The organism is Enterococcus sp. 2201sp1_2201st1_C11_2201SCRN_220225 (assembly GCF_040925905.1).
GTDB classification, from domain to species: domain Bacteria; phylum Bacillota; class Bacilli; order Lactobacillales; family Enterococcaceae; genus Enterococcus_C; species Enterococcus_C asini_A.
Genome location: NZ_JBCOJC010000001.1, coordinates 146,417 through 168,052 on the forward strand (window position 1 = coordinate 146,417; position 21,636 = coordinate 168,052).

Sequence of the window (21,636 nt, forward strand, 5' to 3'; positions counted from 1 at the left end):
AAGCCGCTTTCTCTCAAATAAGAGGGAAAGTGGCTTTTTCAATTGGCTATTATTTGGCTGCTAATGGTTTTTTCAAAAGACCAAAAATCACACCAGAAATCACAGCCCCTAGCGCAATGACTAGTAAGTAGATCAAAGGTTGGCTGACCAATGGAATAACAAAGATTCCACCGTGAGGAGCCATGAGACGAATACTTAAAGCACCTACTAAGCCTCCAGTGATGGCAGAACCAACCATAAAGCTTGGAATAGCCCGCAATGGATCAGAGGCAGCGAAAGGAATTGCTCCTTCAGTTACAAAGGAAAGACCCATGATGATGTTGGTTAAACCAGCATCTTGTTGTTCTTTGTCAAATTTATTTTTAAAGAGACGAGTGGCGATGAAAATCGCTAATGGAGGAACCATCCCTCCGGCCATTACAGAAGCCATAACGATGGAACCACCTTCCGCAACGGTGGTGGCCAGTGTTGCGGTACCAAATACGTAAGCGGCTTTGTTGATTGGGCCACCTAAGTCAGCAGCCATCATCGCTGCTAAAAGAGCACCTAGTAAAGCTGCATTCGCGCCACCTAAACCATTTAGAAAATCATTTAACGCTGTATTAATAGCACTCATTGGTACATTGATTAAAAGCATTAAGAAACCGGTAATTAAAAGACCAAAGAAAGGATAGAAGAGAATGGCTTTGATTCCTTCTAGTGATTTTGGTAATTTACTAAAGAGCTTCTTCAAGAAGATAATGACATAGCCTGCTAAGAAACCACCGATTAAAGCGCCAAGGAAGCCAGCACCACCGCTGTTTGCCAGAGCGCCGGCGGCAAAACCTACGACTAAACCAGGACGATCGGCAATACTAGAAGCAATAAAACCAGCTAAAATCGGCAACATAAACCCAAAAGCAGCACTACCGATTTGGTTAAACCAACCAGCTACTTCATTATAACTACCTAGGCTACTTAATTGATCATTAGGCACACCCATAAAATTATCAATCATAAAGGAAATGGCAATCATAATCCCGCCAGCTACTACGAAAGGCAACATGTGAGAAACGCCATTCATTAAATCCTTATAAATCCGTTGGCCAATCGTACCTTCTGCGGACTCATCGCCAACATCACTTGAACTACCATCTCCATGGAAAATCGGTGCTTTGCCACTAATGGCTTCAGTGATTAATTCTTCTGGCTTACGAATTCCATCAGAAACCGGACGATTGATCAATGGTTTGCCATCAAAGCGATTCATTTCAACTTTTTTATCGGCAGCTACGATGACTCCGGCAGCTTTAGCAATTTCTTCAGCCGTTAAGCGATTTTTGATTCCTTCAGAGCCGTTGGTTTCGACTTTAATCGCTACCCCCATAGCTTGGGCTTGTTTTTTTAGGGCATCTTCCGCCATATAAGTATGGGCAATACCAGTAGGACAAGCGGTTACTGCAACTACAAAGGGTTGATCACTTTTTTCAGGAACGGCTGCTTCTTGGGCTTCTTCAGCAGCTTTTTGATCTTCAGCAGTTTGGAAAAGGGTTTGAACTTCAGTTGGTGTTTGGGCATTTTTTAGTTTTGCCACAAAGTCTGGGTTAATCAGCAGTCGGGAAAGAGCCGCTAAAGCTTCCAAATGGGTTTGGTTGGCGCCTTCTGGAGCAGCAATCATAAAGAATAAGTAAGTTGGTTGACCGTCTAATGAAGCATAGTCAAGGCCTTTTTTACTTTTGGCAAATAATACAGTGGCTTCTTTAACTGCAGCATTTTTGGCGTGAGGCATGGCAATTCCATCTCCCAGGCCAGTAGAAGTTTGAGCTTCTCTTTTCAAAATGCCTTCTTTGAAAACAGTTTTATCAGTAATCCGGCCTGTTTCATAGAGTTTGTCCACCATTTCGTCAATAGCACTGGCTTTGTCAGTGGCAGCTAAATCCATAATCATAGCGTCTTTAATCAATAATTCGTTGATTTTCATTTGTTTCCTCCCCTTAATCCTCAATTTGTTTAATTTCAACTTCCGGCAGCAAGGAGTCAATCATTTCTCGACTGGCCAAATCATCGGAAAAGGCCGTGCCACTACCGCAAGCAACTCCCCAGCGAAATGCTTCAATTGGATCTTTCGTCTTGGCAAAACCACCTACAAATCCAGCAATCATGGAATCCCCAGCTCCAACAGAATTTTTTACAGTGCGTTTTAAGACATTTGACTGATACACCCCATCATTAGTGAATAACAATGCACCATCCCCAGCCATGGAAATTAAGACGTAGCGAGGACCTTTAGCTAATAATTTTTTACCATAGGGAATGATTTCATCAATGGTGTTTAACTCCACGCCATATAATGCGCCTAGCTCGTGATTATTCGGCTTAATCAATAGTGGGGCAGCCGATAAGGCTTCGGTTAGCGCGTCTCCGGTTGTATCAATGACAAATTCGGCTTCTTTATCTTTAATAATTTGAATCAGTTCTTGATAGAAACCTTTGCGTAAAGTCGCCGGTGTGCTACCAGAAAAAATCACAATATCTTCTTTGGTAACTTGGCTGAGTTTTTCTTTTAAAGCTTGAATTTCTTCATTGGTGATATTTGGTCCAGCACCATTGATTTCCGTTTCGGCTTGAGATTTTAATTTGATATTGATTCGACTATCCTCATTAATAGGTGTGAAATCACAAGGCAAGCCTTCTTTTTCCAAGGCTTCTTGGATAAAAGTACCAGTAAAGCCGCCAAGAAAGCCTAGTGCACTAGAGGAAATGTTCAGGCGTTTTAAAATACGAGAAACGTTGATACCTTTCCCACCAGGAAATTTGAAATCCTTGTTCATACGATTGACTGTGCCTGGTTTGAAGTCAGTCACATGGACGATATAGTCGATGGACGGGTTTAAAGTCACTGTATAAATCATAGTGAGGCCTCCAATATAGTTGTTATGCTTTGATACGCTTTTTGCTGAGGTAATTCCAATGGGCTTGTGATCACAATTACATCTGTTAAATTAGCAAAATGTGTAAATGTGATTTCTCCAAACTTAGAAGCATCCGCTAAAATATAGGTTTGTTCTGCTTGTTTAATAGCAGTTTTCTTTAACGAAGCTTCCTCTGGATCGGGGGTGGTAATGCCTGCTTGCAGGTCAATGCCATTGGTTCCCATAAAGGCTTTGGTAAAACGGTAACTATTTAATTGTTCCACTGCGGTGTTTCCTAGGGTTGCTTGGGTAGAAAGCTTGATTTTCCCTCCTAGAATAATGGTTTGAATGCCACGGTCAATTAAACGAGCAGCGTGACGTACAGAGTTGGTGACTACTTGTATGTCTTGATCTATAGGCAAGAAATCAATCAAAGCCAAGGTGCTGGAGCCGGCATCCAAATAAATGACATCCTCAGGTGTAATTTGTTGGCTGGCTAGTTTGGCAATGACTTGCTTTTCTGAAGTGTGGACATTGGTCTTTTGACTCATGGCTGCTTCTTGGAGTAAATGATTGTTTTTTTGGGCACCACCGTGAATTCTTTTTAAGAGTCCTTGGTCTTCCATATCTTGCAAATCTCTACGGATGGTGGATTCTGAAGCTGCTAAAAGATGGGTTAGTTCGTGAAGTTTGACGATATTATTTTGTTGAACCAGTTGACTGATTTTCTGTTGTCGTTCTTCTGTAAGCATTTTCAATCATCCCTTCACCCGTATAATAGCACGATAACCGGTTACAATCAACAAAAAACAACCAAAAACTGTCACAAACGTTCAAAAAGTTTTGAAAACCTTCCTTAATTAAAAAGCTTATGCAAAAAAAGAAGGGATTAATTGCAACTTTGGTTAAATTTTGGCTTAATTAAAAGTAAGAAGCTTAAAAATAGTAGAAAAGAGGGATGGAAATGGATAATGTGACAATTTTACAAGCCTTTCAATGGGAGTTGCCAGCAGATCACACCCACTGGCGCTTGTTGCAAAGTATGGCAGAAGAGTTTGTTTTTTTAGGGATTACCGGTTTATGGCTACCTCCAGCATCTAAAGGTGCAGCAGGAGCTCAAGATGTAGGATACGGGACTTACGATCTTTATGATTTAGGAGAATTTGATCAAAAAGGCACCATCCCCACTAAGTACGGTACAAAAGAGGAATATATTCAACTGATTAAAACCATGCATGAGCATGGTGTGGAAGTTTATGCAGATATTGTCTTTAATCATTTTATGGGAGCGGATGAAACCGAAGAAGTGCCGGCGATTAAGTACAGTTGGGAAGATCGAAAAAAGCAAGTTGGCCAAGAAGAGTTGATTTGTGCCTGGACTAAATTCACTTTTCCGGGGCGTTCAAAGGTTTATAACGATTACCAGTGGCATTGGCAAAACTTTTCTGGAGTGGACTATGATGCCCGCCGTAAAGACCATGGCATTTTTAATTTTGGTGGCAAAGGCTGGGATCCAGATGTGGACTCGGAAAATGGGAATTATGACTATTTAATGGGTTGTGACTTGGATATGGAAAATCCTGAGACCATCGAGCAGTTGGATCACTGGGGGCAGTGGTTTTTAAAGGAGACTCAAGTGGATGGTTTTCGTTTAGATGCGGTGAAGCATATTGATTTTAAGTATTATATTGATTGGCTTTTGGCCCGCCGAAAAGAAAAGAATGCTCCCATGTTTGTGGTGGGAGAGTATTGGGCAGATGAAGTTGAGAAATTAGAGCATTACTTGGACACTTCTGGCAATTTGATTTCGTTGTTTGATGTACCTTTGCATTTTAATTTCTTTGAAGCTAGTTCTAGTATGGGAAGCTTTGATATGCGACGAATTTTTGACAATACTTTATTGGCAACTCGTCCGGAGTACGCGGTAACCTTTGTGGATAATCACGATACTCAAGTGGGACAAAGTTTAGAGTCTTGGGTAGGGGGCTGGTTTAAAGTTCACGCCTATGCCTTAACGCTGCTACGAAAAGAAGGAATCCCCACGGTGTTCTGGGGTGATTTGTACGGCATTCCTACCCAAGAAGTGAATCCAGTGGGCCGGGCATTATTGATTCTTCTGTTAATGCGTAAGCACGGTGCTTATGGTAATCAGGTAGATTATTTTGATGATGCAGATCGGATAGGCTGGGTGCGTACAGGAGACTTTGATCATCCTTTATCTGGATATGCAGTAGTTATGACAAATGCCCTTGGCGGCAGCGTGCCTATGACCGTTAGTGCGGTTCATGGAGGCAAAACTTTTGTGGATGTTATGGGAAATCACGATGCCAAAGTAGTCTTGGATAAGGAAGGCTCAGGAGATTTTCCAGTGAAAGATGGTAAAATTTCTGTTTATGTTAATGAAGAAATCATTCCCGTAATTCGTGAAGTAGAAGAACGGTTAGCTAAATTACAAGAAAAGCATCAGTAATACAGACAAATAGTCCTCCAGAAAAAATTCGTTTTCTGGAGGACTATTTTATAAACTTGCCTGGGTTGGACTTTACGAAGTGGTTTAGACTTTCTTATTTAGATATCTGTTGGATTCGTTTAAAAACAATTCCAGCGTGGGTGGCATCGGTTAAAATATGCAACGTATCGCCCATTTTCACAATTGTATCGCCATGAATTAATAACTCTTGTTCCCCACGAGATAAAGAAGTTAACAGGCAATGCTCTGGCCAAGTAATATCACGCACCGCCATTCCATCTAGAGGGCTGTCAGCAAATACGGGGAATTCTAGCACTACTTTTTTACTTTGCAAGGAGACGTCCTGTTTTGCCACTAAGCGTTCTAATAGAGAGTCATAAATTGGACTGCCTCCTAAAAGATCTACCACGAAATAAGCCACCAAGGCCACGACCCCTAAAGGCATTAAGTGTTGCAAAGAACCTACCATTTCCGTCACCAAAATAATCGCGGTTAATGGAGCTTTGCCAATGGCTGCAAAATAGCCGGCCATGGCAATGATTACAAAGTTTTTTACATAGATGAAATCCATACCAAAAAAAGTCACTAGCGTCATGCCGAAAATTCCGCCGATTATCGCTCCAAGGGAAAGGATCGGTAAAAAGATGCCACCGGGTAGAGAAGCACCGTAGGAAATCATCGAAAAACTAAAGCGCAAAACAAAGAGAAAAATCAGTGTTTCCAAAGGCGGCACACTTTGACCAAAGGCTACGACTAGTTGATTGCCACCACCTAAAGTTTCCGGCCAAAAATAGCCAATGGGAATTACCAACAAAAAGGGCAGTAGTCCATAAAAATGAGCGGGGAGTGGCAGATGACGGTACCAATCTGCTAATTTTAATAAGACGATTTGATAAAAACGTCCTAAGAGACCAAGAAGTATTCCTAATAAAACCAGTAAACCATAATAATTCAATGGCAGTGACTGAATTTGCCCCATGTGTAAAACCGGTTTTAAGCCGAAAATCGTCAAGGAGACGAAATTGGCAACAATGGCGGAAGTGAAGGAAGTTAGCCAGACTAAAGGAGAAAAATTGTGATGGACTTCTTCCACTACGAAAAGCAGTGCAGCAATAGGTGCGTTAAAAGCCGCCGCCAAACCAGCACTGGCACCACTGGAAAGTAAAATTTTGGTATCTGAGGAATTGGCCTTCGTAATTTCCGCCAATCCTTGGCCCACAGAAGCGCCCAATTGAATAGAAGGACCTTCTCTGCCTAAAAATAGCCCCATACCAACACTGATGATTCCACCAGTAAATTTCTTCCATAATACCGAAAACCAATTGGTGGACAATTCATCTCGCAATTGACCTTCTACTTGAGGAATGCCACTACCTTTTATATCCGGATCAGATTTTACCAACAAGCCTACGAGTATAGCACACAGTATGCTAATGAAAAGCCACAGTACTAACCACTGAGGGTGACTAGGGAAAAAATGATAGGCTTTTCCCACCACTTCGCTTAATTTTTCAATACCAAGCCGAAAGAGACTGACCACAATGCCAGCACAAATACCCAAAATGGTGCCCAGTAGAATATAATGCCCACGGGTTTTGTCTAATTGTTGAATCTTCATATTAACCACCTAAACTGAAATTTCATTTTCTCATTAACTTAACTGTAGCGATTGTTTCGTGATTTTACAAGTTGAATTGAAACTTTTCAAAAACTTGCCAGTATTTTTTCTTAACTTTTAACGGCTATCCGTTTAATCACTAGCAGTGAAATGCTATAATTGAAAGGATTGATTAATTGCAAAGTTAGCAGCTCAAGTTAACTTTGAGTAACAGAAATGTGCTGAGATAAAATATGCTAATCAGCCAAACTGTTGCAAGTTGAGAAAGGAAGTTATTCATGAGAGCCAATGAATTATTAAAAGGGATGAATCCTCGGCAGGCTGAAGCGGTGCAAACCACGGAAGGCCCGCTTCTGATTATGGCTGGTGCCGGTAGTGGGAAAACCCGGGTTTTGACCCATCGCATTGCCTATTTAATAGAAGAAAAAGAAGTCAATCCTTGGAATATTTTGGCAATCACTTTTACTAATAAAGCCGCGAAAGAAATGAAAGAACGAGTGATTCGCTTAATGGAAGCCGGTGGAGAAGATGTTTGGATTTCCACTTTCCACTCCATGTGTGTGCGGATTTTGCGGCGAGATGTGGATCATATTGGGTATTCTAAAAATTTTACCATTATTGATAGCTCTGAACAGCTGACTTTAATGAAGCGAGTGGTCAAAGAACTCAATATTGATTCTAAAAAATACGATCCTCGTTCCATATTGGGAGCTATATCGAATGCTAAAAATGAGCTGCTGACAGTGGCTGCTTATAGTGCGCGCCAAGGTAGTCTTTTTGAAGACATCGTGGCTCGCTGTTATGACTTGTATCAAAAAGAACTACGGCGCAATCAATGTTTGGATTTTGATGATTTGATTATGCTAACCATTCGTCTTTTTCAAGATAACCCAGAAATTTTGCAATATTATCAACGGAAATTTCATTATATCCACGTGGATGAATACCAAGATACCAACCATGCGCAATACACCTTAGTAAATCTGTTGGCAGCAGGATTTCGTAATCTCTGTGTAGTGGGAGATGCGGATCAAAGTATTTACGGCTGGCGAGGAGCTGATATGCAAAATATTTTGGATTTTGAAAAGGATTATCCCGATGCCCAAACGATTTTACTGGAACAAAACTATCGCTCTACCCAAAACATACTATCCGCAGCCAACCAAGTGATCGGTCACAATCAAAACCGTAAAGAAAAGAAATTATGGACAGAAAATGACCAAGGTGAGCCAATTGTTTATTATCGAGGAGACAGCGAACGAGATGAAGGACGTTTTGTAGTATCAGAAATTCAACGTCTGCAACGAGAAGAACAGCGGAAATATGGTGATTTTGCTGTTTTGTATCGGACCAATGCCCAATCCCGGGTAGTGGAAGAAACCTTCCTCAAAGCCAATATTCCATACAAGATGGTAGGGGGACATAAATTCTACGATCGCAAGGAAATTAAAGACATCCTAGCTTATTTGCAAGTTATTGCGAATCCTGCTGATTCTTTAAGTCTTTTGCGAATTATCAATGTACCAAAACGAGGAGTGGGCGCAGGTTCCATTGAAAAACTGCAAAGTTTTGCCAACCTTCACGATTTTTCACTATTAGAAGCAGGACAAAATGTGGCACTGTCTTCGTTAAAAGGCAAAGCGGCCACTGAAATTGAAAAATTAGCTCAAAGTTTAGCGGACTTTAATCAAATGATTCCTTATCTATCTGTAACGGAATTAACTAAGGAAATCTTAGCAAAAACTGGGTATGAAGATGAATTGAAACGCCAAAACAATTTAGAATCTCAAAACCGCTTGGAGAACTTAGAAGAATTTCTTTCGGTGACCATGGAATTTGACAAGAGCTATGAAGCCTTACCAGAAGAAGAACAAGAAGCCCCAGAAGACAAGTTGACGATTTTCTTAAATGACTTGGCCTTGCTATCAGATGTGGATAGTTACGAAGAAGAAGTTAGCGAAGTGACGTTGATGACTTTACATGCAGCAAAAGGGTTGGAATTTCCGGTAGTCTTTTTAGTCGGGATGGAAGAAGGGGTCTTTCCTTTGTCTCGGGCTATGATGGAAGAAAGTGAGTTAGAAGAAGAACGGCGCCTAGCTTACGTGGGCATTACCCGAGCAGAAGAAACGTTGTATTTGACCAATGCTTTGTCTCGAACTTTATACGGCAAAACCCAATACAACCGCCCGTCACGTTTTGTCAGTGAAATTGAAACAGAATTACTGGCAACTAAAGGAAACGGGATAGCCGGAGAAACGAAATCTATGGCGAGAAAAGAATTTTCGCCAAAAGTCTTTAAGCCGCAATACAAACAACCCCAAACAACCTCGGTAAATAGCCGTCAAGAAACCACTGCATCAGGGCTTATTTGGCAAGTTGGTGATAAGGTGGAGCATAAAAAATGGGGCATTGGCACCGTGGTTCGGGTTAGTGGCAAGCAAAAAGATATGGAACTAGACGTAGCTTTTCCTTCTCAAGGAATTAAGCGGCTACTGGCTGCTTTTGCACCGATTACAAAATGCTAGAAAGGATTGATTTTCTTTGACTGATATGTCTGCAGCACAACAGGCCCGTACATTGCGGGAACAATTAAATCGTTATGCCCATGAGTATTATGTAATGGATCAACCCACTGTCTCAGATCATGTCTATGATGAACTCTACACCCGACTAGTAAGCTTAGAGACAGAGCATCCAGAAGTGATAACCCCGGATTCTCCAACCCAGCGAGTGGGGGGAATCATTCAAGAAGGCTTTCAAAAAGTAGTGCACGATGTTCCGTTATACAGTTTAAATGATGTGTTTAATAAAGAAGAAATCCAGGCCTTTGATCAACGAGTGCGTAAAGCGCTAGGTGATGAAGTGACCTATGTTTGTGAGTTGAAAATTGACGGACTATCCGTTTCATTGAAGTACGAAGCCGGCCACTTTGTGCGAGGGGCAACCCGAGGAGATGGCAGTGTAGGAGAAGACATTACGGAGAATTTAAAAACCGTGCGCTCTATTCCTATGAATTTACAAGAGCCATTATCCATTGAAGTGCGGGGAGAATGCTTTATGCCCAAGACTTCCTTTGTAAAATTAAACCAAGAGCGAGATGTGGCAGGACTTGCAGTTTTTGCTAATCCGCGGAATGCAGCTGCCGGAAGCCTGCGTAATTTGGATACAAAAGTGACTGCTAAACGGAATTTAGATACGTTTTTGTATACGGTAGCGGATTTCGGCCCATTATTAGTGGACAATCAGTTTGAAGCGTTAAATGAATTGCAAAAACTTGGTTTTCACACCAATCCGGAGCGACGACTTTGTAAGAATGTGGAGGAAATTTGGACTTATATTGAAGAATTTCATGACCGTCGTAGCAGTTTACCTTACGAAATCGATGGAGTGGTAATTAAAGTCAACTCTTTTAGCCAACAAGACGACCTCGGCTTTACGGTAAAAGCTCCTCGCTGGGCCACGGCCTATAAGTTTCCCCCAGAAGAAGCCGAAACGCTATTGGAAGATATTGAATGGACAGTTGGCCGTACCGGGGTGGTGACTCCAACTGCGGTGATGACGCCAGTGCGGATTGCCGGCTCCTTAGTCAGTCGGGCGAGTCTGCATAATATGGACTATATTCAAATGAAAGATATTCGTCTAGGCGATCAAGTAATTTTATACAAAGCTGGGGATATTATCCCGGAAATCAGCCAAGTTGTCTTAAGTAAGCGTCCGAAAACAAGCCAAGCATACTTAGCACCCACCCATTGCCCAGAGTGCCACAGTGAATTGGTCCATTTGGATGAAGAAGTTGCGTTACGCTGTATTAATCCTAAATGTCCAGCCCAAATCAAAGAAGGACTAGCCCATTTTGCTTCTCGAAACGCCATGAACATCGACGGTCTCGGTCCCAAAATCGTTAATCAGATGTTTGAAAAACACTTAGTAACCGATGTAGCTGACTTATATACGTTGACCGAAGCTGACTTGTTGACTATGGATAAAGTAAAAGAAAAATCAGCGAATAAGTTGCTGAAGGCCATTGATGCGAGTCGTGCTAATTCTTTAGAACGTCTGCTTTTTGGTTTGGGAATTCGCCATGTGGGCGCAAAGGCCGCAAAAATTTTAGCAGAACATTTTGAGACCATGGATGCTCTGATGACTGCTTCAAAAGAAGAAATTGTCGCTTTAGATACGATGGGTGAGATAATCGCCGATAGTGTGGTGACCTATTTTGACAATGAAGAAGTTCATGAGTTAGTGGCCGAGTTGAAAAATGCCCAAGTCAATTTGACGTATACCGGACCAAAACTGATTGAAATCGCTGAGACCGATTCTTTCTTCCAAGGGAAAACGGTGGTTTTAACCGGTAAACTAGTTCTCTACACTCGAAATGAGGCCAAAGAATTAATTGAAAACTTAGGGGGCACGGTTACCGGTAGTGTTTCGAAAAAAACTGACTTAGTCATTGCCGGAGCAGATGCTGGGAGTAAGAAAACAAAGGCTGAGCAGCTGGAGATTCCGATTTGGAGTGAAGAAGAACTCAAAGAAGCGATTGAAGGAGGGGTGAAAGGTGAAGATTAAGCAAATTGCAGCTTTAGGGGTATGCCTTTTTAGTCTGGGAGCTTGTGGCAATTTGGACAAAGGAGTGACCAACACAGACCCAGGTGAAAAGACAGAAAGTGGCAATATTACTACTGGTCGAATTGACAATTCGGTTTATCAAGGAATTATGACCGACGGCAAATACCAAACCAGTGCGAGCCGGGAAACGATCAGTAGTTTAAACAGTGGCTATAACCAAACCAACTTTGAAAATGGGCTATTGCGCTTATCTCACCAGACGTTTTCACCTGATAAATACTTTTTTCAAGAAGGCCAAAAACTGGATGCTCCAACTTTGAATAGTTGGTTAGGTCGTAATACAGCAGAGAACAATCAAGGGTTAAATCCTGGTGATGAAAGTCAGCCAATCATTTTACAACAAATTTTGGAGCACGATTTTCTTGATGAAGATGGCAAAACATTAGGAGGTATTAGCCTAGGCTTTGCCTTTAACTCGGTCTACTACCAAGGAGATACTGCGATTGCGGTAAGTAGAGAAGAAATCATGGCCAATGCTCGTAAATCCGTCAATACGGTTTTGACCCGCATGCGCAAAATGGCAGGTTTGGAAAGTGTGCCAATTGTAGTGGGGTTATTTGAACAATCCACCAAAGAGAGTCTGACCGGGGGAACTTACATTTACCAAGGAGTTAGTAAAGATGGGGAGACTACTATTGATAATTTTGAACAAGTCAATGAAGAGGTCGTCTCATTACCGGTTTTAAATAATGCTACCAACGGGGCAACGAATGATGGATTGTCAAATAAGTTTGCTAGTTTTCGCAGTTCCGTACAAAGCTTTTTCCCGAATTTAACGGGAGTAACCGGCAAAGCATTGTATGTGGAAGGGCAGCTACAAACGTTAACGATGAGCGTGGACTCGAAATATTATGCCAAAACGGAGATTACTAGTTTTACTCAATATATTGGCAAACAAGTAGAGTCGATTTTCAAAGAAGTACCAGGACAAATTGAAGTTCAAATTTTGTCGGTGAACGAGCCGCAAGCATTTGTCTCTCGAAAAGACAAAGAAAATGAGATAATTTCCTATATTTTCAATTAATACTTGAAAAATTGCGAAAATTATTTCATTATAGAAAAGAATAAATCGTTTTTTTTTGAAAACGATCAATGTTAGTAGTTAAGAAAGAGGGGACAACATGGCAATTAGTGAAGAACAAGTGAAGCACGTTGCAAAATTAGCCAAGCTTTCATTTAATGATGAGGAGCGCCAGGCTTTTACCGCTCAATTGGGCAAAATTATTGATATGGTTGAATTACTGGAAGAAGTGGATACTACTGGAGTACCCTTTACTTCAAATGTGGTGGAAACCGTCAATGTTATGCGCCAAGACCGGGCTCAACCTGGTATGTCCCGGGATGAATTAATGAAAAATGTACCAGAAAAAGAAGATGGCTTTATTAAAGTGCCAGCCATTATCGACAACGGGGAGGCTGGAGCGTAATGACTAAATTATATGATAAAACAATTGAAGAGCTCCACAACTTGCTAGTATCCAAAGAAATTACGGCTACTGATTTAACCACAGCAACTTTTTCGCGGATTAAAGAAACAGAAGACCAAGTGGAATCTTTTATTACCTTAAGTGAAGAAGAAGCTTTAAAAGTTGCCAAAGCATTGGATTTAAAAGGGATTAGTGAAGAAAATCCACTAGCGGGTATTCCGATTGGGATTAAAGACAACATCGTCACTAAAGATATCTTAACCACAGCGGCATCAAAAATCTTGTACAACTTTAAACCAATTTACGATGCAACAGTTATGGATAAAGTCTATCAAGCAGATTTGATTCCTGTGGGTAAGTTAAACATGGATGAGTTTGCCATGGGGGGATCTACGGAAACCTCTTACTTTAAGAAAACAAAAAATGCTTGGGACCACACAAAAGTTCCTGGCGGTTCTTCAGGTGGTTCAGCAGCGGCAGTAGCGGCAGGGCAAATTCCGGTATCATTGGGTTCTGATACGGGAGGCTCCATTCGTCAACCAGCTTCTTTTAACGGAATTGTGGGAATGAAACCGACTTACGGACGGGTGTCTCGCTTTGGGTTAATCGCTTTTGCTTCTTCTCTCGATCAAATCGGCCCATTGACTCGTACGGTTAAAGACAATGCGTTAACTTTAAATGCCATTAGTGGTTACGATGAAAAAGATGGCACTTCTTCCGGTATTTCGGTGCCAGACTTTACAGAAGGCTTAACCGGCGATATTAAAGGAATGAAGATTGCTTTGCCTAAAGAATATTTAGGGGAAGGGGTTCAAGCGGGAGTTAAAGAAGCCATTCTAAAAGCGGCAGATACCTATCGAGCTTTAGGAGCTACAGTAGAAGAAGTCAGCTTGCCTCATTCTAAATATGGTGTGGCAGTTTATTACATCATCGCCTCTTCAGAAGCTAGCTCCAACTTGCAACGTTTTGATGGTATTCGTTACGGCTACCGTTCTGAAAACGTCAAGGACTTGGAAGATGTTTATGTAAACTCTCGTAGCGAAGGCTTTGGAGATGAAGTAAAACGTCGGATTATGTTAGGGACATTCTCACTATCTGCAGGGTACTATGACGCTTACTTTAAAAAAGCTGGTCAAGTGCGTACCTTGATCAGAGAAGATTTCGCCAAAGTCTTTGAAAACTATGACTTAATCATGGGGCCATCATCACCAACTGTGGCTTTTGGCATCGGTGAAAATATCAACGATCCAATCACCATGTACATGAGCGATATTTTGACGATTCCTGTGAACTTAGCCGGTCTTCCAGGCATGAGTGTTCCAGCTGGTTTTTCGGAAGGATTGCCAGTGGGGATGCAGTTAATCGGGAAAGCCTTCGATGAACAAACGATGTATAAAGCGGCCTACGCCTTTGAACAAGCAACTGATTTTCATACAAAAAAACCTGTGATTTTAGGGGGTAAGGATTAATGAACTTTGAAACAGTCATTGGGCTGGAAGTCCACGTAGAATTGAAAACCAACTCTAAAATCTTTTCACCAGCACCGGCTCATTTTGGTGCAGAACCAAATAGCAATACCAATGTAATTGACTGGGGGTACCCTGGAGTATTGCCAGTAATGAATAAAAGCGCCATTGAATTTGGTATGAAAGCTGCTCTTGCTTTAAACTGTGAAATCTCAAAAGATACTCATTTTGACCGCAAGAACTACTTCTATCCAGATAATCCTAAAGCGTACCAAATTTCTCAATTTGATCAACCCATTGGCCATGATGGTTGGATTGAAATCGAAGTAGAAGGTAAGACGAAAAAAATTCGCATTGAGCGAGTTCATTTAGAAGAAGATGCTGGTAAAAATATGCACGGCATCGGTGGCTATTCTTATGTGGATTTAAACCGTCAAGGAACGCCGTTGATTGAAATCGTCTCAGAAGCGGATATGCGTTCACCTGAAGAAGCCTATGCTTATTTAGAAGCGATTCGTTCCATTATTCAATTTACAGAAGTATCTGATGTGAAGATGGAAGAAGGCTCCATGCGCTGTGATGCCAACATTTCCTTGCGTCCTTATGGGCAAGAAGAGTTTGGTACAAAAACTGAATTAAAAAACTTAAACTCTCTAAGCTTTGTTAGAAAAGGTTTGGCCTTTGAAGAAAAACGTCAAGCAAAAGTGTTGCTTTCAGGAGGAGAAATCCAACAAGAAACACGACGCTTTGATGAAACGACGAATAAAACGTTATTGATGCGGGTGAAAGAAGGTTCTAGTGATTATCGTTATTTCCCAGAACCAGATATTCCTCGTTTTGTGATTGATGATGAATGGATTAACCGGATGAAAGAAAGCTTACCAGAATTACCAGCTTCTCGTCGTCGTCGTTACATTCATGAACTTGGATTGCCAGAATACGATGCCAAAGTGTTAACCTTGTCTAAAGGCATGTCAGATTTCTTTGAAGAAACTTTGGCTAATGGTGCTGATGCAAAACAAGCTTCTAACTGGTTAATGGGTGAAGTTTCTGCTTACTTAAATAGTGAAAAACTCGAATTAAGCGAAACAGCTTTAACACCAGCAAACCTTGCAGGAATGATTAACTTGATTAATGATGGCACCATCAGTTCTAAGATTGCCAAAACGGTCTTTAAAGAGTTGATTGTAAATGGTGGCGATGCTAAAGAAGTGGTGGAGAAAAAAGGTCTGGTACAATTATCTGACCCGGCCCAACTTTTGCCAATGATTAATGAAGTCCTAGACAACAATCCACAATCCATTGAAGACTTTAAAAATGGGAAAGATCGGGCGGTTGGTTTCTTAGTGGGGCAAATCATGAAAGCAACTCGTGGGAAAGCCAATCCTGGTGTTGTGAATAAACTCTTGCAAGAGGAATTAGCAAAACGCTAATAGCAAATGAGTACTGTACCAAAAGTTGCCGGTAAGGTAGAAAGGCACTTTTTGGTACAGTTTCCATGTGTTTTGAAAGGAGCGGCAATCTTGAAAAAAGCCCGCGTTATCTACAATCCCACCTCGGGAAAAGAAATTATGAAAGCCAATTTAGCGGATATTTTGGATGTTTTAGAACGAGCCGGCTATGAAGCTAGCGCCTATGCTACAACACCAGAACCAAATTCTGCTCGGATTGAAGCAGAACGCGTGGGGCGAGCTGGCTTTGACTTAGTAGTGGCTGCCGGCGGGGATGGGACCATTAATGAAGTTGTCAACGGCATTGCGCCATTGGAAGTCCGGCCTAAAATGGCAATCATTCCGGCTGGGACTACCAATGACTATGCCAGAGCTTTAAAAATTCCTAGAAATAATGTAAAAGCTGCGGCAGAAGTCATTTTAAAAGAGCAAACTGTGAAAATGGATATTGGTAAAACTGAGCAAGATTACTTTATCAATATTGCAGCCGGTGGTCATTTAACAGAATTGACCTATGATGTGCCTTCTGAATTGAAGAGTGTCTTTGGCTATTTGGCTTATTTAGCCAAAGGTGCCGAGTTATTACCACGGATTAAGCCGATTCCTATGCGTTTGGTCTATGATGATGGGGAATACAATGGAAATGCTTCGATGTTTTTCTTAGGATTGACCAATTCAGTGGGCGGGTTTGAACAAATTGCTCCCGATGCCAAACTAGATGACGGCAAGTTTTCTTTGATTATCGTAAAAACTGCTAATGTTTTTGAAATCGTACACTTGGTAGCACTCTTGTTAAATGGGGGCAAACACGTGAACGACAAGCGGATCATTTATACGAAGACTTCGAAATTGGAAGTTAATCCAGGCACCAATGATCGTTTGATGATTAATTTAGATGGAGAATATGGCGGAGATGCTCCGATGACCTTTACCAATCTTCATCAACATATTGAAATGTATGCCAACTTAGATGCCATTCCCGATGAAGCAGTAATGGGCGTGGAAGATGCTCAATACGAAGCGATGGGACAAGAAATCATCAATGAAGTCGAGCGCCTTTCTGATGAAGATATCGACGGCGACGGGGAAATTGGTAAAAAATAACCTAAATGAAGACCTTTTGAATACGGGCTTTCACGCCTTGTTCAAAAGGTTTTTTTCAATGAATGATTCTGGTTGTATAACCGAGACATTTCCCGTAGAATGAACAAAGAAAGTTGAGGGATCATTATGAATGAATATCCAGTAACAAAAAACGAAGAAATTATTACCGAGATTATTGATCTTTCCCATGAAGGTATGGGAATTGCGAAAGTGGATCATTATTTGCTCTTTATTGAAAATGCCTTGCCTGGTGAAAAAGTCCGGGCTAAAGTCTTGAAAGTCGGTAATAAATTCGGCTTTGCTAAAGTTATGGAGTATGTAACAACCAGTCCAGAACGACAAGAAGTCACCGATAAAAACTTGCTTGTCACGGGCATTGCTCCGCTGGCTCACATGACTTATGAAAGCCAATTATTGTTTAAACAAAAACAAGTAGAAAATGTGATGCAAAAAATTGCCAAATTACCAAAAGTACCAGTCTTACCAACTATTGGTATGGCAAATCCGGTACAATACCGCAACAAAGCACAAATTCCTGTACGTAAAATTGATGGCAAATTGGAAACGGGCTTTTTTAGAAAAAATAGCCATACTTTAATTCCTATTGAAGATTTTTATATTCAAGATCCTGCCATTGACAAAGCCATTCTGGTGATTCGAGATATTTTAGAACGCTTTGGCGTGAAAGCTTACAATGAAACAGCCCATGAAGGTTTCTTGCGCCATATTATCATCCGTCGAGGACATTATAGCCACGAAATGATGGTGGTCTTAGTAACGAGAAAAGCAAAATTCTTCAAGAGTAAAGAAATTGCCAATGTGATTCATGAAGAATTACCAGAAGTGGTTTCGGTAATTCAAAATATCAATGAAGAAAAAACCAATGTCATCTTAGGCAAACAAGAAGTGGTCCTTTACGGGAAAGGTTATATTGAAGACCAATTGTTAGGAAAAACTTTCCAAATTTCTGCACCTTCATTCTATCAAGTAAATACCCAACAAGCTGAACTCTTATACCAAACCGCTTTTGACTTTGCCCAGTTAACACCTAGTGATGTGGTAATCGATGCTTATTCTGGAATTGGAACGATTGGTTTGTCCTTGGCGGAGAAAGTGGAACACGTATATGGTGTGGAATCCATTCCTGAAGCTGTGGAAGATGCCAAGAAAAACGCCAAATTGAACAGTATCGAAAACACTACTTATCTAGTGGGTAAAGCAGAAAAAGTTATGACACAGTGGTCTCGAGAAGGCTTGAAACCAAATGTGATCTTTGTAGACCCACCTCGTAAAGGATTAGATGCTCGTTTTATCGAAGCTGCTGTAGAATCTGGTTCTGAACGGATTGTTTACATCTCTTGCAACCCAGCAACTTTAGCCCGAGACGCGAAATTGTTTGCTGAACTTGGTTATGAGATTGAAAAGGTTCAACCGGTGGACTTGTTCCCGCAGACTTATCATGTGGAGTGTGTGGCGCTATTGACGAAAGTTGAAAGATAATCGTTACAAAGATTGATTAGCTCGTTTAATTGAATAGCTTAAGAGTCAGGGCTTGAGGCCGTGACTCTTTTTTATAATACCAAGTCTCACGAGGGTCGTCTTCACGAACTCATGTAGCTTTTTTATATGAGTGTTAGAAAACTTCTCAAAATAGGAAATAACAAAGCTAGCAAACACGTTGAATACCTTACAGAAGAAATTTGGCTAAGGAAATTAATTACCGTGACTGTATAGAAAACAAGTTACTTGCTATACTTAATCATAAGTTAGGTAAGAGAGTAGAAAAATAAAAAATGCTATAGAAAAAAGCGTGTCAGCTGTGGATATTGCCAAAATAGTTGTACGACTCTATGATAAAAATCATAAGGTTGCCTTTAAAGCGTTGAGAGATTTACAAAGAGAAAGTGAAGAAAACTTTAAGCTCTAGCCTGATTGTTCGCATTTTTTCGTGATGTTGGATTAGGATAGCTCCTATGTGCACACCTGAGAATTACTCTTTCTAGTTATCAAAAAAATAAAAGGGAATTAATTGCCAAAGATATTCAAAAAGCTAATAGTGAAATTCAAGAAATAGTGAGGAATACAGCAGATAATCGAGTAGTAAGTTTAAAAGGGAGGACTTGGAATGGTTCGCTATATTACTTTATTAAGAGGAATCAATGTGGGAGGCAACAATAAAATTGCTATGCAAGAATTGAAAGCAGGCTTTGAAGCATTAGGTTTTGAACAAGTGGTTACACATTTAAATAGTGGCAATGTGGTTTTTTCGGCAAATGATGAAAAAGATTATGAGTTGACAGAGGCAATAGAAAGGATGATTCAAAGTAAATTTTCGTTAGAGATACCCGTTTTAATTATTCCTCAAGATGAAGTTGTGGAGCTATTGCGAGAAGCTCCTACTTGGTGGGGAAGTGAAGACAAAGAAATTTATGATAATCTGATTTTTTTGTATCCTGATTTATCTTTTGAGGAGTTTTTACAAGAAGTAGGTGCCCCTAATGAAACATATGAAAAATTTCAACAAGGAAAACAAGCGGTTTTCTGGTCTTTTATTCGCCAAGAAAAGCAAAAGACTAACTGGTGGACAAAAACCGCTACAGCTCGTATTCGCCAAAAAATTACCATTCGTACAGCAAATACGGTGCGAAAAATCGCTGAATTGTAAGATGTAGTAGAGAAAGAGAATTTACCCAGGAGACTTCTGAGAAAATTATTTACAATTGATATGAAAGACTACGATATCGAGGATATACTAAGTAAAAAAGACGAAGCACACCTAGCTAACAGGTTGGCTTCGTCTTTTTTGGTCTAAGGCTCTTAGTTATGGTTAATATCTGTTAAAGCGAATTCGCTAAAGGAGAAAAGTCCCATATCGGTTATTTTTAACTCGGGAATTACGGATAAAGTTAAAAAGGATAAGGTTAAAAAAGGATCGAAGTCTGGGCTTGCTCCAAGTTTGCGAGATTCTTTGGTTAAAGTGACCAATCGTTGGTAAGTTGTTTGGTAACCTAGAGTAGACATTATGCCCCCGATGGCTAATGGTAGACAAGCTAGCTCTTGTTGATTATTGACAGCAATCATGCCACCGCCAATTTCCAATAGACGATTCACCGCAAAGAACATATCCTCATCGTTAGTGCCTACTACGACGATATTATGGGAATCGTGAGAAATGCTAGTAGCCAAAGCCCCAGCTTTTAGTTCAAAGCCTTTGACGATGCCAAGGCCGATGTTTCCGGTGTGCTTGTGGCGCTCTACTACGGCAATCTTTAAGAAATCATCTTTAGTAGAAGGGACAAAGCAACCATTTTCTCTTGCGATTGGAGCTATTAGTTCTTTTGTGAGTAGACGATTGGGGATAATTTCGATAATTTTTCCTTGCTCACCAGTAAGTTTAAGTTCAAAACTTCTTTTGTTCAAAGGTGCGGCATTCATTTCAGGTAATTCAGTTAGTAATTTGTTTTCGGAAGCTTTTGGGAAAAGTTCATTGACTAACGCTTCTTTCGTTTTGATTAATTGGCCTTTGACAAAAACTTCATGGATTGGCAAAGTAGTTAAATCATCGGTAAAGAAAAAGTCTGCTTGATAGCCAGGCGCAATGGCCCCTAGTGTGTTCAAACGGAAACATTCTGCGGCATTTAAAGTTGCCATTTGAATAGCTAACAATGGATCCAGCCCTTGTTTAATCGCTAGGCGTAAAATATGATCGATGGAACCTTTTTCTAGTAAATCGTCAATTAAGGTGTCATCGGTGACAAAGACACAGCGTCGAGCAGTTTTTTCTGTCACCACAGGAAGTAAGGCAGTTAAATCCTTTGCCACGGTACCTTCTCGAATCATTAAATACATCCCCAGATCCAAGCGTTCTTGTGCTTCTTTTACGGTTACAGCTTCGTGATCGGTACGAATTTGAGCCGCGGGATAGACAGCTAAATCTTCAGCATTAATTCCTGCGGCATGGCCATCAATGACCCCACCGGCTTTTTGAATAGCGGCAATTTTTTCCATGATGTCTTGTTCAGTATTGGCTACCGCTTGATAGTTCATGACTTCAGCTAGTCCTAACACTTCAGTTTCTTGCATAAAAGGAGTTAAGGCATCAGCGTTTAAAGTTGCGCCATTCGTTTCAAAAGGAGTTACTGGAACACAAGAAGGAAGCATAGTAAACAGATTCATAGGGGTGGCTTTTGCATCGGCAATCATGTATTCAAGCCCTGTTACTCCTGCGATATTGGCAATTTCATGGGGGTCAGTAATAGCAGTGGTTACGCCGTGGAGCAGTAAGACTTTGGCAAATTCGTGGGGTGGCAGCAGGGAACTTTCTATATGCACATGAGCTTCGATTAAGCCAGGAACGATGTATCTCCCTTGGGCGTCAATCACTTGCTGACCATCATAACTGCCTAGACCGACAATCATCCCGTTTTTAATCGCAATATCTGTTTCCATTATTTTCCGTGTGAAGACGTTGACCACTTTCCCGTTTTTGATGACGACGTCGGCAGGGATTTTTTTGGCACTGGCTTGAACTCTTTCAACCAACTCACTAGACATAAATAAAGCCTCCTATGAGAAATATTTTT

15 protein-coding genes are annotated in these 21,636 nt (G+C 40.9%); 10 read left to right on the top strand and 5 right to left on the bottom strand.

Annotated elements, in window-relative coordinates; translation table 11 throughout:
• Window positions 1-49: 49 nt before the first annotated feature.
• The 3 genes from AB5754_RS00705 to AB5754_RS00715 are packed head-to-tail and all read right to left on the bottom strand — an operon-like array spanning window position 50 to window position 3,643.
• Window positions 50-1,960, bottom strand: a complete 1,911-nt coding sequence (locus AB5754_RS00705; protein ID WP_368259424.1) for a fructose-specific PTS transporter subunit EIIC — start codon at window positions 1,958-1,960, stop codon at window positions 50-52.
• A gap of 13 nt (window positions 1,961-1,973) precedes the next feature.
• Window positions 1,974-2,891 (bottom strand): 1-phosphofructokinase, encoded by a 918-nt coding sequence (gene pfkB / locus AB5754_RS00710; RefSeq protein WP_368252394.1) that lies wholly within the window; start codon window positions 2,889-2,891, stop codon window positions 1,974-1,976.
• Complete coding sequence (locus AB5754_RS00715) at window positions 2,888-3,643, bottom strand: DeoR/GlpR family DNA-binding transcription regulator (protein WP_368252393.1); 756 nt, start codon at window positions 3,641-3,643, stop codon at window positions 2,888-2,890. Before AB5754_RS00715 ends, pfkB begins: the two co-directional genes overlap by 4 nt.
• A gap of 212 nt (window positions 3,644-3,855) precedes the next feature.
• On the opposite strand from AB5754_RS00715, the gene AB5754_RS00720 reads away from it, so the two are divergent.
• Window positions 3,856-5,361: an alpha-amylase gene (locus tag AB5754_RS00720; protein ID WP_368252392.1), complete on the top strand. Its 1,506-nt coding sequence runs from the start codon at window positions 3,856-3,858 to the stop codon at window positions 5,359-5,361.
• Window positions 5,362-5,455: 94 nt separating this feature from the next.
• On the opposite strand, the gene AB5754_RS00725 is transcribed toward AB5754_RS00720, so the two are convergent.
• Window positions 5,456-6,979, bottom strand: coding sequence for a ClC family H(+)/Cl(-) exchange transporter (locus AB5754_RS00725; protein WP_368252391.1), 1,524 nt, complete (start codon window positions 6,977-6,979; stop codon window positions 5,456-5,458).
• A gap of 278 nt (window positions 6,980-7,257) precedes the next feature.
• Between AB5754_RS00725 and pcrA the strand changes: the two genes are divergently transcribed.
• From pcrA to AB5754_RS00770, 9 genes are all read left to right on the top strand, one after another.
• Window positions 7,258-9,504, top strand: a complete 2,247-nt coding sequence (pcrA, locus tag AB5754_RS00730) for a DNA helicase PcrA (protein WP_368252390.1) — start codon at window positions 7,258-7,260, stop codon at window positions 9,502-9,504.
• Between the two features lie 25 nt (window positions 9,505-9,529).
• Window positions 9,530-11,545 carry an NAD-dependent DNA ligase LigA gene (gene ligA / locus AB5754_RS00735; RefSeq protein ID WP_368259431.1) on the top strand — a complete coding sequence of 672 codons (2,016 nt, stop codon included), beginning with the start codon at window positions 9,530-9,532 and terminating at the stop codon, window positions 11,543-11,545.
• Window positions 11,535-12,629, top strand: coding sequence for a CamS family sex pheromone protein (locus tag AB5754_RS00740; protein ID WP_368259425.1), 1,095 nt, complete (start codon window positions 11,535-11,537; stop codon window positions 12,627-12,629). Before ligA ends, AB5754_RS00740 begins: the two co-directional genes overlap by 11 nt.
• Before the next feature lie 97 nt (window positions 12,630-12,726).
• Entirely contained in the window at window positions 12,727-13,032 is a 306-nt protein-coding gene (gene gatC, locus AB5754_RS00745) for an Asp-tRNA(Asn)/Glu-tRNA(Gln) amidotransferase subunit GatC (protein ID WP_311833702.1), read from the top strand.
• A complete protein-coding gene (gatA, locus tag AB5754_RS00750; RefSeq protein ID WP_368252372.1) occupies window positions 13,032-14,501 on the top strand; it encodes an Asp-tRNA(Asn)/Glu-tRNA(Gln) amidotransferase subunit GatA in 1,470 nt (489 codons plus the stop codon). Before gatC ends, gatA begins: the two co-directional genes overlap by 1 nt.
• Window positions 14,501-15,931, top strand: coding sequence for an Asp-tRNA(Asn)/Glu-tRNA(Gln) amidotransferase subunit GatB (gene gatB, locus AB5754_RS00755; protein WP_368252371.1), 1,431 nt, complete (start codon window positions 14,501-14,503; stop codon window positions 15,929-15,931). The genes gatA and gatB overlap by 1 nt, the downstream gene beginning before the upstream one ends.
• Before the next feature lie 90 nt (window positions 15,932-16,021).
• A complete protein-coding gene (locus tag AB5754_RS00760) occupies window positions 16,022-17,053 on the top strand; it encodes a diacylglycerol kinase (protein ID WP_368252370.1) in 1,032 nt (343 codons plus the stop codon).
• A gap of 126 nt (window positions 17,054-17,179) precedes the next feature.
• Entirely contained in the window at window positions 17,180-18,553 is a 1,374-nt protein-coding gene (rlmD, locus tag AB5754_RS00765; RefSeq protein WP_368252369.1) for a 23S rRNA (uracil(1939)-C(5))-methyltransferase RlmD, read from the top strand.
• 625 nt (window positions 18,554-19,178) lie between these two features.
• Entirely contained in the window at window positions 19,179-19,718 is a 540-nt protein-coding gene (locus AB5754_RS00770; protein ID WP_368252368.1) for a DUF1697 domain-containing protein, read from the top strand.
• Between the two features lie 152 nt (window positions 19,719-19,870).
• On the opposite strand, the gene ade is transcribed toward AB5754_RS00770, so the two are convergent.
• Window positions 19,871-21,607: an adenine deaminase gene (gene ade, locus AB5754_RS00775; protein WP_368259426.1), complete on the bottom strand. Its 1,737-nt coding sequence runs from the start codon at window positions 21,605-21,607 to the stop codon at window positions 19,871-19,873.
• Window positions 21,608-21,636 lie beyond the last annotated feature (29 nt).

Coding starts and splice junctions, on each gene's coding strand:
- AB5754_RS00705 (WP_368259424.1), bottom strand. CDS start 1,960: ATGAAAATCAACGAATTATTGATTAAAGACGCTATGATTATGGATTTA.
- pfkB (WP_368252394.1), bottom strand. CDS start 2,891: ATGATTTATACAGTGACTTTAAACCCGTCCATCGACTATATCGTCCAT.
- AB5754_RS00715 (WP_368252393.1), bottom strand. CDS start 3,643: ATGCTTACAGAAGAACGACAACAGAAAATCAGTCAACTGGTTCAACAA.
- AB5754_RS00720 (WP_368252392.1), top strand. CDS start 3,856: ATGGATAATGTGACAATTTTACAAGCCTTTCAATGGGAGTTGCCAGCA.
- AB5754_RS00725 (WP_368252391.1), bottom strand. CDS start 6,979: ATGAAGATTCAACAATTAGACAAAACCCGTGGGCATTATATTCTACTG.
- pcrA (WP_368252390.1), top strand. CDS start 7,258: ATGAGAGCCAATGAATTATTAAAAGGGATGAATCCTCGGCAGGCTGAA.
- ligA (WP_368259431.1), top strand. CDS start 9,530: ATGTCTGCAGCACAACAGGCCCGTACATTGCGGGAACAATTAAATCGT.
- gatC (WP_311833702.1), top strand. CDS start 12,727: ATGGCAATTAGTGAAGAACAAGTGAAGCACGTTGCAAAATTAGCCAAG.
- gatA (WP_368252372.1), top strand. CDS start 13,032: ATGACTAAATTATATGATAAAACAATTGAAGAGCTCCACAACTTGCTA.
- gatB (WP_368252371.1), top strand. CDS start 14,501: ATGAACTTTGAAACAGTCATTGGGCTGGAAGTCCACGTAGAATTGAAA.
- rlmD (WP_368252369.1), top strand. CDS start 17,180: ATGAATGAATATCCAGTAACAAAAAACGAAGAAATTATTACCGAGATT.
- AB5754_RS00770 (WP_368252368.1), top strand. CDS start 19,179: ATGGTTCGCTATATTACTTTATTAAGAGGAATCAATGTGGGAGGCAAC.
- ade (WP_368259426.1), bottom strand. CDS start 21,607: ATGTCTAGTGAGTTGGTTGAAAGAGTTCAAGCCAGTGCCAAAAAAATC.